The organism is Rhizobium aethiopicum (assembly GCF_014197535.1).
GTDB lineage: Bacteria > Pseudomonadota > Alphaproteobacteria > Rhizobiales > Rhizobiaceae > Rhizobium > Rhizobium aethiopicum_A.
In genome coordinates, this window is the sequence record NZ_JACIFV010000009.1 from 93,688 (window position 1) to 107,411 (window position 13,724).

A 13,724-nucleotide genomic window follows, 5' to 3' on the forward strand; every position below is an offset into this window, starting at 1 on the left:
TCTGCAGTGGAGATGCTAGAGACATATCCACTTGTAGGATATCCGTCAACAGGATTCACTTCGGGATGTCGGCGCAAGGTCGGACGCGGACGCTTGGAGCGCCGGCGGTAGTCATGGTGGTGATGGGAGGAATCGCCGCGCGTTGCGACGGATCCGCAGCCCGAGTGAGCGGCGGAAAACTATACGAAAGGCCTGCCGCCGACGCTCAATCGGGTTGCGGTGGAGCGGTCGTCTCCCCTTCCGAAAGCTCGCAGGCGAGCAGGATCGGGTGGTCGAGATCTGGCGTCGGTTGCCTGTTCAACAAGACGGCGACCGCCGCGGCGGCAATCTTCTGAATCGGCTGCTTGACGGTTGTCAGCCGCGGCGTGGTCATGCTCGAGAGCGGGATGCCGTCGAATCCGACAATAGAAAGCGCTGCGGGTATCGGTATTCCCAGATCATGTGCCGCTCTCATGCAGCCGATCGCCTGCTGATCCGAACTTGCAAAGATGGCGGTCGGCCGTTCGCTGCGGGCACGTGCCAGCAGGTAGTTTCCCGCCGATCGTCCGCTTTCATAATCGAAAGCCGCCTCGGCGATCAGCGGCAACCCTTGACCTTGTCCGCCGTCGTCGGGCTGCCCCATGGCGTCCAGATAACCCTTGAGGCGATCATTGGCAGGCACGGAATGTCTGGGGCCTGAGATGAAGCCGATGCGGCGATGGCCGAGCTGCAAAAGATGCTCGACGCCGAGACGCACGCCGGCGCGGTGGTCGGAGGCGATGCCGGAATATCCGGGCATGAGACGGTCGACGACGACGATCGGCAGTCCCTTCGGCAGCTTGAGCGTATGGAAATCATTGCTGGGAACGAGGATGATGCCGTCGACTTTCCGGCTTGTCAGCTGCCCGATGCGGTCTGCCTCCTTGGCCGCATCGTCAAAAGACGTCATGACGATGATGTTGTAGCCATGGCTCGCCGCCGCCTGTTCGGCGGACTGCACGAGTTCCGAGAAGAACGGATTGGTGAGATCGGGAATGACGATGCCGATGAGCCGGCTGACCTTGCTGCGCATGCTTCGGGCCGACGGGTCCGGCATATAGCCGAGCTCGTCGATGATGCGTCTGACGCGTCCCCTCAGCTCATCCGTCACGGCGGGATGGTCATTCAGGACCCGCGAGACAGTTCCGGTGGAAACGCCGGCAAGTTTGGCAACGTCTCGAATTCCGACCTTTGGCATAATGGAAGAACATGTCCCTTCATTTCAGTCTCGGGGACGCGGAGGCACCCGACCGGGCTTCAGCTAATGGTCTCCATCGCCTTCGTCAAAGGGCCGCAGTCAATTTGACGGCGTCTGCATAACACGAGGAACACCGGCATTCAATGGAAACGGTTCACCATCGAGTCTCGAGAAAGTCAGGATTGGTGCCGCGTTCTCCTATATCCAGCCATTTTGGCTGCCTTGACAATCCCGCGGACCGTTGTTACCCAAGTGCTGTTGGAAACGGTTCATCATGAGGGTACTCAGGTGAGGATAGGCCCGGAACCGTTCGGAGGAGAGAAATGTCCCAATCTACGAAGCGTGATTCCGTCCTGATGCGTGCGCCGCGCCGTGCGGCATTGAAGCTTGGACTTGCCGGCACCTTGGTGCTCGCACTGTCCTGCGGCGTGTCGCCCGCTTTCGCGGCCGGCAAGCCGAAGGTCGGCCTGATCATGAAGTCTCTGTCCAATGAGTTCTTCAAGCAGATGAAGGCCGGTGCCGATAAATATGCGGCCGAGAACAAGGACAAGTTCGACTTCAAGGCCGTCGGCATGAAGGACGAGCGTGATTTTGCCGCTCAGGTCGATGCCGTCGAGAACTTCGTGACGCAGAAATACGACATCATCGTCGTCGCTCCGGCCGATTCGAAGGCGATGGCCACGCCGCTTGCAAAGGCCGTGAAATCAGGCGTCAAGGTCATCAACATCGACGTGCCGCTCGATGCCGATGCCAAGAAGGCAGCCGGCATCGACCTGGCATTCTTCGGCCCGGACAACCGCGAAGGCGCCAAGCTCGCCGGCGACGCGCTGGCCAAGGATCTGGGGGCGGGCGCCAAGGTCGTCATTCTCGAGGGCAATCCTGAGGCCGACAACGCCAAGGAGCGCAAGGAAGGCTTCATGGACTCCGTCAAGTCGGGCAAGCTCGAGCTTCTCGACAGCAAGACCGCCCATTGGGAGACAGAAGAAGCCAACACCGTCATGACGAATTTCCTGACGAAGTATAAGGACATTCAAGGTGTCATGGCGGCCAACGATTCCATGGCGCTGGGCGTCGTCAAGGCTCTTGATGCAACCGGCCAGGCCGGCAAGATCAAGGTCGTCGGCTTCGACAACATCCCGCCGGTGCAGCCGCTGATCAAGGACGGCAAGATGCTTGCCACCGTCGAGCAATATGGCGCGCAGATGGCGGTCATGGGCATCGACTATGGCATGCGTGAACTTGCCGGCGAAAAGTTCACCGGCTGGGTCAAGACCGACATCAAGCTCGTCACGTCAGGCGACCTCAAATAATCGCCATCGCCGACTGGTTTAAGACAAAAGGAAGCGCCGGCTGCTGCCGGCGCTGACCGCTGCCACCCGACTTCATGGTGATCACCCGATGGCGCTCGTTGCGGCTTTCGGAGTGCGCATGTGTGGTGATGGCCATCGAATTCAAACAGATCATGCACGAGGTGGACGTGTCGGACGCAGCAGATGACCACATCCTGAAGCTGGAAGGGATCGGCAAGCGCTTCCCGGGCGTCGTCGCGCTCAGGAACGTTTCCATGCGGATCGGCCGCGGCAAGGGCCACGTCCTGCTCGGCGAAAACGGCGCAGGCAAGTCGACCTTGATCAACCTGCTGGGCGGCGTCTTCAAGCCGGACGATGGCCACATTTCGTTTGACGGCAGGCCCTATCATCCTGCCTCGCCGCTGGAGGCCTTCAAGGCCGGCATCCGCATCATCCACCAGGAACTCCATCCGCTTTCCAATCTCAGCGTCGCTGAAAATCTGCTCTTCGAGCATCTTCCGCGTCGATACGGCCTGGTGGACTACGGGCAAATGAACCGCCGGGCGGCCGAACTGCTGGCGGAAGTCGGCCTCGATGTGGCGCCGACGACGCTCGCCAGTCGCCTCAGCGTCGCGCAACTGCAGCTGCTCGAAATCGCCAAGGCGCTCTGCTACGAAAGCAAGCTGCTCGTTCTCGACGAGCCGACGGCAACCCTGACGTCCAAGGAAGTCGACCGGCTGTTCGAAATTCTGAAGCGGCTGAAGGCGCGTGGGGTGACGACGCTTTATATATCGCACCGGCTCGAGGAGATTTTCGAAGTCGGGGATGACGTCACGGTGCTGCGCGACGGCCAGCATGTCATCACGCGTCCGCTGTCCGGCTTGGCCATCCCCGACATCGTCGAGCTGATGGTCGGGCGAACGCTCTCGGATCACGGCGTCTTTCGCAGTGACAGCGCCGTGTTCGGCGAGGCGCTTGGCGTTTCCGGCCTGAAGGTGACACGCAACAGCCCGGAACTGTCCTTTTCCGTGGCAAAGGGAGAAATCGTCGGCATTGCCGGGCTTGTGGGCAGCGGCCGGACAGAGGCGGTCCGCGCCATATTCGGCGCCGACGCCAAAGCCGGCGGCGAAATCCGCGTCGACGGAAAGCCGGTTGCGATCCATTCGCCAAAGGATGCGGTTGCCGCCGGCCTTTGCCTGGCGACCGAAGACCGCAAGCTGCAGGGCCTGATGCTCGACATGAGCTGCGCGGAAAACACCACGGTCACTGATCTCGGCAAGATCTCCCGGAACGGGTTGATCAGCCGCAGGATGGAGAACGAAAACGCGCAGCGCCTCGTGCGCGAGCTGCGCATCAAAACGCCCTCGGTCCATCAGCTGGTCAGAACGTTTTCGGGCGGCAACCAGCAGAAGGTGGTCATCGCCAAATGGCTGTTCCGCGGTCCTAAAGTGCTGATTTTCGATGAGCCGACCCGCGGCATCGATGTCGGCGCCAAGGCTGAAATCTACGAGCTTCTCTGGAAGTTTGCCGCGGAAGGAAAGGGTGTTCTGGTCGTATCCTCGGATCTGCCGGAGCTCATCGGCATCTGCCATCGCATCATCGTCCTGTCGGACGGCAAGATCGCCGGCGAAATCGCGCGGGATCAATTCGAAGAGAGCAGGATCCTCTCACTCGCTTACAAGGAGTACAGTCGTGTCCGGCAACATTGAAACCAAGGTCGAAGCGAAAGAAACAGGCTTCTGGGACAAGCTGATCCGGATCTCGATGAAAGAAGCAGGCGTTGCCATCGCCCTCATCCTGATCGTCATCTTCTTCTCGGCGACGGCGCCCTATTTCGCCACGCCGGAGAATTTCCTGAAGATCTTCGTGCAGATTGCCATCAACACTGTGCTTGCCTCGGGCATGACCTTCGTCATCCTGGTTGGCGGCATCGATCTCTCGGTCGGTTCGCTGCTGGCCCTTTGCACGGTCATCGGCGCGACGATCATGATCGACCCCAGGCTCTCGCCCTGGCAGGCGATTGTGCTCGCTTCACTCGCCTCGATGGGCACCGGCGCGGTCCTCGGTGCCATCAACGGCTGGGTCTGCGAAAAGTGGAAGCTGCCGTCCTTCATCGTCACGCTCGGCATGCTGAATGTCGCCAGCGGTCTCGCCCGCGTCGTCAGCGACAACTCCACCATCACCGGCCTGCCACAGCCCTTTGTCGATTTCGGAAATCTGATCTTCGGGGGCATCTTCCCGTCGATCTTTCTGATTGCGATCGTCGTCGTCCTCGTCGGCTGGTTCGTGCTGCGTTACACCGTGTTCGGGCGTTTCGTCTTCGCGATCGGCACCAATGAAGAGGCTGTGCGGCTGTCGGGACATGAGCCGAAACGCTACAAGATCGCGGTGTTCACCATCTCCGGCCTGACGGCCGGCATCGCGGCCATGGTCTATCTGCTCCGCCTCAATGTCGGCAGTCCGGTTGCGGGCATCGGTTATGAATTGAATGCGATCGCCGCGGTCATCATCGGCGGAACCAGCCTCTCGGGCGGCAAGGGCTCGATCGTCGGAACGCTGGTCGGTGCCTGCATTCTGCAGGTGCTGTCGACGGGATTGCAGCTGCTGGGCGCCGACGACAACATCAAGCCGATCGTCATCGGCGCCGTCATCGTGCTTGCCGTCATCTTGGACAGCTATCGCGGCCGGTTGATGCGGATACTCGAAACGCGGTGACCGACCGCCAGGCGTGGGCCTCTGAGGTCGCATGGCAGCGTGTGAAGTCGAGGCAGGCCGTCAAACTCCTGCCACATGCCCTGCATTAATTCGACGCGACAGCGTATGTCTTAGATCGGAATTGATTTAAGGATAATGCTGCAGCAGCTCAAAGCCTAGCCGCACCCTTGGCGCATCTGAGAAGATGCGCAGCGCTGCGGTAACCGCGTCGATGGAGATCCGATGCCTGCAGTCCTGCGAAAAAAAGTTCACGGAGCGTCCACCCGGGCTGAGGTCATCGACGGGGCAGAGGATATCGGCGTCGCCTATCAGGTGTTTTCCGATACGGTGGTCGAAGACGTCATCGTCAAGAACTCGCCTCGTGGCTTCAAGTTTCACAACGGCAACAACCTCGTCGTCAGGCGCTGTGAAACGGAGAATGTCAAGGGCGACGGCATCTATCTGACGAAGACGAAGAACGTTCTTCTGGAAAACAATCGCATGGGGGCGGCTCCGGGCGAGGGCGCGGACTGCTGCCAGTTCGCCTATCAGAACAGCGACGACAATATCAGTTCGGACGTCGTGATCCGCGGCAACCTCTTCCTGCAGTCGCCGACGAGCACCTCGAACAAAGGTGCCCTGGTCTGCGATAAAACCCGCAACTATCTCGTCGAGTACAATTTCATCGGCGGCAAGAACTTCTCCTTTTCATCGGTCGGCGATGATGCCGTGGTGCGCAGCAACATCATGCGCGACGGCAGGATGAACGACTATTCCTTCGGCTACGGCATCGGAGACAAGGCAGACCGTACCGGCCATCATGTCTATGACAATTGGATCGAGAACAATAATCGCGGCATCAGCCTGAGCGGCTTTTCCGACCAGGAGCGGGCCTTTCGCAAGGACATCGACATCCACGACAACGTCATCAACGGATGCGACATCGCCTTCTTCGCCAATCGGCCATGGTCGGGGAGCTTCCGGCGCAACATATTCATGCGATGCGGCCAGGACATGGTTCTGAAGGGAAAGGGTGAAGCCACCAGCGGTCAGATCGACGGCAATTATCATAATGACGGCAGCTTTCTGAACGTCGTGGCGCCGCCGCTCCGCTTCAATTCCGACGGCAAGGCCTCGGTTGCCTCGGGGGAATGGACATCCGAGCCCGATGAGATCGTCATCCAGTGGCGCGACAAGGGATTGGATATTCCTGGCGCCAACCGGCCGTCGATTGCCGTCGCGCCTGGCATGGAATTGTCTTGCGTGCTGTTGGCCCGTAAGGGCCGCAATTGGATGCTCGCGATCGCCGAAACCGCCTATGACGAGTTCACGCCGCGCGCATGGGAGGAAAAGAAGCTGCCGTGGCAGAAGCGGTATCTCTCGATCTGAGCCAAGTGCTGCCGGCAATGCCGGGCCTGGAACCGAAGGCCGGTTTTTGCCGTTGATTGCCAAGTTCCATCGCTTCGGGAGGGCAGGACAGTCATGGCACGTCAGACGTTCTGGAAAGGTTATCTCAAGCTCTCGCTCGTCACCGCCTCCGTCTCGCTGACGCCGGCGACAACCGAAAGCAACAAGGTGCGCTTCCACGTCCTCAATCGCCAGACGAAAAATCGTGTCGAAAGCCGCTATGTCGACAGCGTCACCCATAAGCCGGTGGCTGACCGTGACCAGGTGAAGGGTTTCCCACGCGGGGAGGACGACTATGTCATTCTCGAAGATGAGGAGATCGAGGAGGTCGGGCTCGAAAGCACCCGCACCATCGATATCGAGAGTTTCGTCCCGCGCGGCTCGATCGATTGGGTCTGGTACGACAAGCCGCATTTCCTGGCGCCGGAGGACAAGGTCGGCGTGGAAGCCTTCTGCGTCATCCGCGAGGCGATGAAGGCGAATGACGTCGTCGGCATTGCCCGCCTTGTTCTCTATCGCCGCGAGCGCGCCGTTCTCCTGGAGCCTCAAGGCAAGGGCATCGTGCTCTGGACTCTGCGTTATGGCGACGAGGTGCGCGAACCCTCGGCCGAAATCGACGATAAGGCGAAGGTCGACAGCAAGCTGCTGACGCTGATGAAGCGGCTGGTGAAGGAAGAGACGAAGGATTGGAGCCCGACCATGGTGCAGGACCCGATCCAGAAGCAGCTGAAATCGATGATCCGCAACAAGCAGAAGAGCCTGAAGAAGGCCGCACCCGCCAAAAAACCCGCACCGGTGAAATCGACCGGCAACGTCATCAACATCATGGATGCGCTGAAGAAGAGCCTGACGGCGGAAGGCGGGCGGAAGTCGCGTTAGAGCAATTCCAGGAAAAGTGCGAAGCGGTTTTCCGTCCGGAATTGCGTAAATCCAAAAGGTTGGAGCTGGGAAGGCTTCTTCTACCGCTTCTTCTTTTCCAACGGCTTCGCCGCGGCGAAAAATCCGTCCCAGGGATCTTGCGGCAACGCGTCGAGCCGGGTTGGCGTATTATCAACCGTGAAATAGGCTGGCCCGACATCGGCCGTGAGTTCGCTCCATTCCAGCGGCATCGAGACCGCAGCACCCGGCCGTGCCCGTGTCGAATAGGGTGCGACCGCCGTATTGCCGCGACCGTTGCGGAGATAGTCGATGAAGATCTTCCCCTTGCGTTTGGCCTTCGTCGCCGTCGCCAGATAACGGTCGGGATCGTCGGCGGACATGCTGTCGGCAAGCCATTTGGCGAAGCCCTTCACCTCGGCCCAGCCGGCCTTCGGCGTGAGCGGCGTCACCACATGCAGCCCCTTGCCGCCCGAGGTCTTGACGAAGGCGGCGAGGCCTTCGGCCTCCAGCCGCTCCTTCAATTGGTAAGCAGCGGCGATCACATCTGCCCACGCCACCTCGTCGTCGGGATCGAGGTCCATGGTGATCATATCGGGCTTTTCCCAATTGCCGGTCGTTGTGCCCCAGGGGTGGATTTCAAGCGCGGCCGATTGCACCAGCGCCATGATGCCGTCGAAATCGGTAATTCTGAGCAGCTTCTCCCCCTGCTTGTCCTTGGGGTCGGTAATCTCCTGGATATGCGAGTTCATGCCTTTCCAGGCGTGCTTCTGGAAAAACCGCTGCCGGCCGTTGATCCCGTCCGGCAGGCGCAGGAGCGCCAGCGGCCGGTTGACGACAAAAGGCGCCATGAAGCGCCAGACCTGGGCGTAATAATTGGCCAGCCCCTCCTTGGTAACACCCTCGTCCGGCCAGTAGATGCGGTCGGGGTGGGTGAGTCTCACCGCTGATTTCGGCAGGGCAGGGGCCATGGTCTTTTCCGTCTCGCGCGTCACGTCCTTGGCAGGCTTGTCTTCTCGCAGGCCGCGGAAGGCCGCGTGGCGCAGATTGCCATCAGCCGACCAGGCGCGGAATTCGACCTCGCCGACCAGCTGCGGTCTCACATAGATCAGCCCGCGCCGCTCCTCCGATGTCAGCGTGTCATCGAATGAATTCTCGTTCTGCGTCAGACGCGACAGTTTCTCATAGAGCAGCTGCGCGGTTGCCGCCGTATATCCGGTGCCGACGCGCCCGACATGCTTGAGCTCGCCGTCCTGGTAATAGCCCATCGCCAGCGAGCCGATCGCATTCTTCATCGACGTCGACGGCACGTAGCCGCCGATGACGAATTCCTGCCGGTGCGAACATTTCGATTTGATCCAATCGCCTTTGCGTCCCGACGTGTATTTGCTGTCGCGCAGTTTGGAAATCACCCCTTCGAGGCTGAGCCGGCAGGCATGGTCGAGCACCAGGCCGCCGCTTTCGTTGAAATGCCCGCTGTAGCGCAGCTTGTCGTTGTCGTCGGGCAGCAGGCTTTCGAGCAACTGCTTGCGATCGATCAGCGCCACATTGACCAGGCTGTGGCCGTCGAGGTGCAGAAGATCGAAGGCATAGAAGACGAAGCGATCATCACGGCCTTCGCTGAGATCGCGTTGGAGCGCTGAGAAATCCGAGGCGCCGGTATCGCGCTCGACGACGATTTCGCCGTCGATCACCGCCGATTGCACCGGCAGGGCGGCAAAGGCCTCGAGCACCTCGCTGCCGAATTTCTCCGTCCAGTCGAGGCCGCTGCGGGTCAACATTTTGACCTTACCGTTCTCGACCCTGACCTGCAGCCGGTAGCCGTCGAACTTGATTTCATGGATCCAGCGGTCACCAGCCGGCGGCTTCGGCTTCAGCTTGGCAAGCGCCGGTTCGATGAAATCGGGCATTGCGCCCTTGCGTGCACCCTTCGGCCAGTCGCGTTCTCGGGGCGCCGGAGATTTGGCCTTTGCCGCCGGTGTTTTGGCGGCAATCGCCTTGCCGTCTTTCGACTTGAACTCCCCGGTCGCATCCGGATTTTCCGCCACCTCTTCGAGTTGGCGGCCGGTCTTTGCCGATTCCGGCCGCTCCTTGAGAATGTCGCCGTCGCGACGCGCCTCGGCGTCGTCTCCTTTGATCAGCAGCCAGTTCTCCCGCTTTTCCCCCGGCCGGCCATGCATGCGCACGAGGTGCCAGCGACCCTTCAGCTTTTCGCCATCGAGCTCGAATTCCATATGGCCCTCGCGATAGTCCATGTGCGCATCGCCGAGCGGCGTCCAGGTGCCGCGATCCCAGACGATGACAGTGCCGCTGCCATATTGACCTTTTGGAATGATGCCTTCGAAATCGCCATAGGAAAGCGGGTGATCTTCGACGTGTACGGCAAGGCGCTTGTCCTCGGGGTTGAGGCTCGGCCCTTTGGTCACCGCCCAGCTCTTCAGCACCCCATCCATCTCCAGCCGGAAGTCATAGTGCAGCCTCGTTGCGTCATGCTTCTGGATGACGAAACTGTTGCCGCTGCTGCGGCCCAAGCGACCACGTGGCTCCGGAGTGAGTTTGAAATTGCGCTTCGCCTGATAGGTCTCGAGGGCCATCTCAGCCTGCCTTCTTCCTTTGGCTATCGCTGCGCGCCGGCGCCTTCTTCTTTGCCGACGCCTTCTTCGCCGTCTTGCCGCTCATGCCCGCGCTTTGGCGCAGCGCCTCCATCAGGTCGACGACCTTGCCTTCGGGCGCCGGTTTCTTCTTCGGCGGCGCCCGGCCGTCGATCTTTGCCTTCACCAGTTCGACGAGGGCCGCCTCGTAGCGGTCCTCGTAGGCGCTCGGATCGAAGCTCCCGTGCTTGGTCTCTATGATGTGACCGGCGAGCTCGAGCATCTCCTTGTCGAACTTGATGTCGGGAATGTCTTTGAAGACTGCCTCGGCCGAGCGCACCTCATAGTCGAAGTTCAGCGTGGTCGCGATGATGTGGCCCTCATGAGGCCGGATCAGCAGCGTTCGGATGCGCCGGAAAAGCACGGCTTGGGCGAGCGCCGCGACCTTGCCGTCGCACATGCTGCGGACGATCAGCGACAGCGTTTCTACATCATGTTCGTCGGCAGGTGCGAGGTAATAGGGGCGATCGAAATAAAGCTTGTCGATATCGTCATAGGCGATGAAAGCCTTGACGTTGAGCACCTTGTCGCTCTCCGGCACGATCTCTGCGATCTCATCGCCTTCGATGACGATGTAGTCGCCATTCTCCATCTGATAACCCTTGACCTGATCGTCCCGCTCGACCGGTTTGCCGGTCTCGCTGTCGACGAATTGCCGTTCCACCCGGTGGCCGGTCCTGCGGTTGATGATGTTGAAGGAAACGCGGTCGGAGGAGGAGATGGCTGTGTAGAGCCCGACGGCGCAAGCAAGGTCGCCTACCTTCAGATGACCTTTCCAGCTTGCCCGCGCGGCCATGCCATCCTCCGTTGCAAATCAGAGCCGACTGTTGCTCTTGTCGGTTTCGAGCTCCTGGAACGCCCAGCCGCCGTCGGGTGCAGGATAGGCGAGCAACGCGTCGCCGTCGCCGATTTTCTGACGTGACGCAGCATCCTTGGCGTGGATAATTGCTTCCTCAGCCGTCGCATAGGTTTCCGACAGCGTGTCACCGAGCTTGTAGGCCCAGCCATTGTCATGCGGCACGACCTGATAGGTGATGTCAGCCATTTCGGATCTCCTCTTTTCAGTTCGATGGCATGGTGTCGGCCGAAAACCGCGCACGCTTCGGCATCACGCCTAGTTCCGATTTGGTTTGCGCCTTTCATCGAGCGCGATGATTTTCTCGAGGGAGGTGATGTCCTCGCTGGTGACGACGGGAACCGGATCGGCCGCGATAGCCTCAAGCACCTCCTGCGAGATGGCGCCGTTGCGGATCGCCCATTCCAGCGTCTCGCGCGTTTCCCGCTCTGCCTTCAGCTGTGCATAGAGCGCGACGATCAGCCGGTCGCGGGCGTCCATCCGCCGATTCTGGCGATGCATGTTGCGGGCATGCGGCATCGCTATGCACCTTTGTCACTGATTTCGTTCAGGTGTAGTCAACTGATGACGGATGGAAAGGTTCCGTGACAAGCGTTGCGCCGTCGTTGCGGACCGAGGCGTAACTCGCTATCTCTGCGAGGCTGTTGTCAGAGGATTTTTTCATGGCCGATCTCAAGGCTCGCCCCCGTCCGACAGGTGCTATCGCCACTCTCGGCCGTACCGGCTTTCCGCATGTCACGTCCACCACCAAGGGTGAGATCGATATCGTCACCGCACCCTCTCAGCCGGGCTTCAGCCCGCTCGATCTGCTCTATGCCTCGCTCTCGGCCTGTCTCGTGCTCAGTGCCCGCATTGCAGCCAGTCAGATGGGGGTTCTCGACAGGATCAGCGAGATCACGGCCGACGTCACCGGCGAGAAGGCGCCGGAAGGGCTCTCACGTGTTGCGAAATTCAACATCGTCTTCTCGATCAAGGGCGATGTCGACGAACAGACCCGCCGCAAGATCGTCGATGCCGCCGAAGACGAGATCTGCACGGTCAGCAACACCATCCGCGGCACTCCCGAATTCTCGACCACGATAGCGAGATAGGGGCCGCACTCGAAACCTAGACAATTGGGGAGAGGGAGATTGCGTGGGAAATGTCCGGCATTTATGCTCGGGCATCGAAAGTGAATATCCCGGCCGCCATGCATCTGAAGCCTCTCCCGATGTCTGAACAACCCGTCGTCGCCATTATCGGCGGCGGCTTCTCCGGCGCGGGTGTCGCCTATCATCTCGCCAGGGCAAATTGCGGTGAGCCCCCGGTCATCATGGTCTTCGAACCGCGCGCGGAGCTCGGCCGCGGCCTTGCCTATGATACGGACGATCCGGCACACCGTATCAATGTTCCCGCCGCCAAGATGAGCCTGCAGCCCGACGATCTAGGCGAGTTCCAGGCCTGGATCGAAGCCCGCGATGCCGTCGCGGACGATCCAGGGGCGAGGCAACCGGACGGCATGCTCTTCCCCCGGCGCCGGCTCTTCGGCGAATATGTCGCCTCGCTTCTCAAGCCGCTGCAGGAAGAAGGCGTCGTGCTGCACAACCGCGCCCGCGTGATCGGTCTTGAGCGCCGGGGCGGCCGCTGGTCGATCCAGGACGACAAAGGCGGGGTGACTGAGGCCGATATAGTTGCGATCGCCACCAGCCATCCGCCGCCGGCAGCGCCCGGCCGGCTTGCCGCCAGCTTGGCGGCCCATCCCCGCTTCGTCGCCGATACCACCAAGCCGGGCGCGCTCGGCGTGATCGGCCGGCATGACCGGGTGCTGGTCATCGGCAACGGCTTGACCGCCGCCGATGTCATCGCCTCTCTTGCCGAGTGCGGTCATGATGGGCCTGTGACGGCGATCTCGCGCCGCGGCCTGCGTTCGCGCGGCCATGCGCCGATACCGCAGCAGCTCTTTGGAGACTTCGTCTCCCATGCCGCGCATTCCGCCCTTGCGCTGCTTGTCAGGATCCGCGCCGACATAGAGGCCGCGAAGGCGCAGGGCATAAGCTGGCACGGCGTGATTGATCAGGTGCGGGCGCAGGGACACGATCTCTGGCAGGCGCTGCCGGTCGCCGAACGGCGCCGTCTCGTCCGTCATCTGCGTCCCTATTGGGATGTGCATCGGTTCCGCATCGCGCCGCAGGTGGAAGCCGTGCTCGACGCGGCGACTGCCGCCGGCCGCCTGGAAATCCTTGCCGGGTCGGTCGCCGATGCGCGCATTGAAGGCGAGCTTATCGTTTGCAGCCTGCAGCCGCGCCACCGGCGCCAGCCGTTGGAGCGGAGCTATGACGCCGTCGTCGTCACCACCGGGCCGGCGCATGGCGGCATTCTCGAAACCCAGCCCTGGCTCGCGGCGCTTGCCGCAAGCGGCCACCTGTCGCTCGATCCCACAGGCCTCGGCCTTGCCTGCACCGAGCAGTCGGAGGCGATTGGTCCGTCGGGCAAGGCGGAGCCTTCGTTATTGATCTCCGGCCCGCTGGCGCGCGGCACTTTCGGCGAACTGATGGGGCTGCCGCAGGTGACCGAGCATGCCTTCTTCGTTGCAGGCGAAATCGCCGCAAAGCTGCGGATGGCCGCGACGAACACCCGCCCGGCCTGATTTTCCGTTCGGAAGTCGTTCTTCGACTGTCGCCGGCGGTCGACTTCTGCTACTCACTCGGCAGTTAATGGCCCGCCGCCGGTCTGCGGGCAATCAGAAATATCGAGAT

At 61.1% G+C, this 13,724-nt stretch carries 13 protein-coding genes; 7 read left to right on the plus strand and 6 right to left on the minus strand.

All coding sequences use genetic code 11. The features are described from left to right. Nucleotides 1-205: 205 nt before the first annotated feature. Complete coding sequence (locus GGD53_RS14875; RefSeq protein WP_184457200.1) at nucleotides 206-1,216, minus strand: LacI family DNA-binding transcriptional regulator; 1,011 nt, start codon at nucleotides 1,214-1,216, stop codon at nucleotides 206-208. A gap of 323 nt (nucleotides 1,217-1,539) precedes the next feature. Here GGD53_RS14875 and GGD53_RS14880 point away from each other — a divergent pair, with 323 nt between their 5' ends. Beyond that, nucleotides 1,540-2,526, plus strand: coding sequence for a sugar ABC transporter substrate-binding protein (locus tag GGD53_RS14880; protein WP_184457202.1), 987 nt, complete (start codon nucleotides 1,540-1,542; stop codon nucleotides 2,524-2,526). On the opposite strand, the gene GGD53_RS14885 is transcribed toward GGD53_RS14880, so the two are convergent. Then, nucleotides 2,519-2,662, minus strand: a complete 144-nt coding sequence (locus GGD53_RS14885; RefSeq protein ID WP_184457204.1) for a hypothetical protein — start codon at nucleotides 2,660-2,662, stop codon at nucleotides 2,519-2,521. The two genes, GGD53_RS14880 and GGD53_RS14885, sit on opposite strands and share 8 nt — an antisense overlap. A gap of 16 nt (nucleotides 2,663-2,678) precedes the next feature. Between GGD53_RS14885 and GGD53_RS14890 the strand changes: the two genes are divergently transcribed. The 4 genes from GGD53_RS14890 to GGD53_RS14905 all read left to right on the plus strand — a co-directional run bounded on the left by GGD53_RS14890 (nucleotide 2,679) and on the right by GGD53_RS14905 (nucleotide 7,485). Then, nucleotides 2,679-4,214, plus strand: coding sequence for a sugar ABC transporter ATP-binding protein (locus GGD53_RS14890; RefSeq protein ID WP_184457365.1), 1,536 nt, complete (start codon nucleotides 2,679-2,681; stop codon nucleotides 4,212-4,214). After that, nucleotides 4,198-5,220: an ABC transporter permease subunit gene (locus GGD53_RS14895; RefSeq protein ID WP_184457207.1), complete on the plus strand. Its 1,023-nt coding sequence runs from the start codon at nucleotides 4,198-4,200 to the stop codon at nucleotides 5,218-5,220. Before GGD53_RS14890 ends, GGD53_RS14895 begins: the two co-directional genes overlap by 17 nt. A 222-nt stretch (nucleotides 5,221-5,442) precedes the next feature. Continuing rightward, nucleotides 5,443-6,588: a right-handed parallel beta-helix repeat-containing protein gene (locus GGD53_RS14900; RefSeq protein ID WP_184457209.1), complete on the plus strand. Its 1,146-nt coding sequence runs from the start codon at nucleotides 5,443-5,445 to the stop codon at nucleotides 6,586-6,588. Nucleotides 6,589-6,681: 93 nt separating this feature from the next. After that, nucleotides 6,682-7,485, plus strand: coding sequence for a Ku protein (locus tag GGD53_RS14905; protein ID WP_184457211.1), 804 nt, complete (start codon nucleotides 6,682-6,684; stop codon nucleotides 7,483-7,485). A gap of 80 nt (nucleotides 7,486-7,565) precedes the next feature. On the opposite strand, the gene ligD is transcribed toward GGD53_RS14905, so the two are convergent. From ligD to GGD53_RS14925, 4 genes are all read right to left on the minus strand, one after another. Further along, entirely contained in the window at nucleotides 7,566-10,076 is a 2,511-nt protein-coding gene (ligD, locus tag GGD53_RS14910) for a DNA ligase D (protein WP_184457213.1), read from the minus strand. A gap of 1 nt (nucleotide 10,077) precedes the next feature. Further along, complete coding sequence (locus GGD53_RS14915) at nucleotides 10,078-10,929, minus strand: Ku protein (RefSeq protein WP_184457215.1); 852 nt, start codon at nucleotides 10,927-10,929, stop codon at nucleotides 10,078-10,080. Nucleotides 10,930-10,947: 18 nt separating this feature from the next. Continuing rightward, entirely contained in the window at nucleotides 10,948-11,178 is a 231-nt protein-coding gene (locus tag GGD53_RS14920) for a DUF2188 domain-containing protein (protein ID WP_184457217.1), read from the minus strand. A gap of 69 nt (nucleotides 11,179-11,247) precedes the next feature. Then, nucleotides 11,248-11,508: a hypothetical protein gene (locus tag GGD53_RS14925; protein ID WP_184457219.1), complete on the minus strand. Its 261-nt coding sequence runs from the start codon at nucleotides 11,506-11,508 to the stop codon at nucleotides 11,248-11,250. Nucleotides 11,509-11,651: 143 nt separating this feature from the next. Between GGD53_RS14925 and GGD53_RS14930 the strand changes: the two genes are divergently transcribed. Both GGD53_RS14930 and GGD53_RS14935 read left to right on the plus strand, forming a co-directional pair. Beyond that, nucleotides 11,652-12,080: an OsmC family protein gene (locus GGD53_RS14930; RefSeq protein ID WP_184457221.1), complete on the plus strand. Its 429-nt coding sequence runs from the start codon at nucleotides 11,652-11,654 to the stop codon at nucleotides 12,078-12,080. 50 nt (nucleotides 12,081-12,130) lie between these two features. Continuing rightward, on the plus strand, nucleotides 12,131-13,615 hold the full coding sequence (locus tag GGD53_RS14935; protein WP_184457223.1) for an FAD/NAD(P)-binding protein: 1,485 nt from the start codon (nucleotides 12,131-12,133) through the stop codon (nucleotides 13,613-13,615). Nucleotides 13,616-13,724 lie beyond the last annotated feature (109 nt).

Excerpts from the sequence above, each read along its gene's own strand:
- GGD53_RS14880 (WP_184457202.1), top strand. The coding sequence starts at position 1,540 with ATGTCCCAATCTACGAAGCGTGATTCCGTCCTGATGCGTGCGCCGCGC.
- GGD53_RS14885 (WP_184457204.1), bottom strand. The coding sequence starts at position 2,662 with ATGGCCATCACCACACATGCGCACTCCGAAAGCCGCAACGAGCGCCAT.
- GGD53_RS14905 (WP_184457211.1), top strand. The coding sequence starts at position 6,682 with ATGGCACGTCAGACGTTCTGGAAAGGTTATCTCAAGCTCTCGCTCGTC.
- GGD53_RS14915 (WP_184457215.1), bottom strand. The coding sequence starts at position 10,929 with ATGGCCGCGCGGGCAAGCTGGAAAGGTCATCTGAAGGTAGGCGACCTT.
- GGD53_RS14875 (WP_184457200.1), bottom strand. The coding sequence starts at position 1,216 with ATGCCAAAGGTCGGAATTCGAGACGTTGCCAAACTTGCCGGCGTTTCC.
- ligD (WP_184457213.1), bottom strand. The coding sequence starts at position 10,076 with ATGGCCCTCGAGACCTATCAGGCGAAGCGCAATTTCAAACTCACTCCG.
- GGD53_RS14920 (WP_184457217.1), bottom strand. The coding sequence starts at position 11,178 with ATGGCTGACATCACCTATCAGGTCGTGCCGCATGACAATGGCTGGGCC.
- GGD53_RS14925 (WP_184457219.1), bottom strand. The coding sequence starts at position 11,508 with ATGCCGCATGCCCGCAACATGCATCGCCAGAATCGGCGGATGGACGCC.
- GGD53_RS14935 (WP_184457223.1), top strand. The coding sequence starts at position 12,131 with ATGTCCGGCATTTATGCTCGGGCATCGAAAGTGAATATCCCGGCCGCC.
- GGD53_RS14930 (WP_184457221.1), top strand. The coding sequence starts at position 11,652 with ATGGCCGATCTCAAGGCTCGCCCCCGTCCGACAGGTGCTATCGCCACT.
- GGD53_RS14890 (WP_184457365.1), top strand. The coding sequence starts at position 2,679 with ATGCACGAGGTGGACGTGTCGGACGCAGCAGATGACCACATCCTGAAG.
- GGD53_RS14900 (WP_184457209.1), top strand. The coding sequence starts at position 5,443 with ATGCCTGCAGTCCTGCGAAAAAAAGTTCACGGAGCGTCCACCCGGGCT.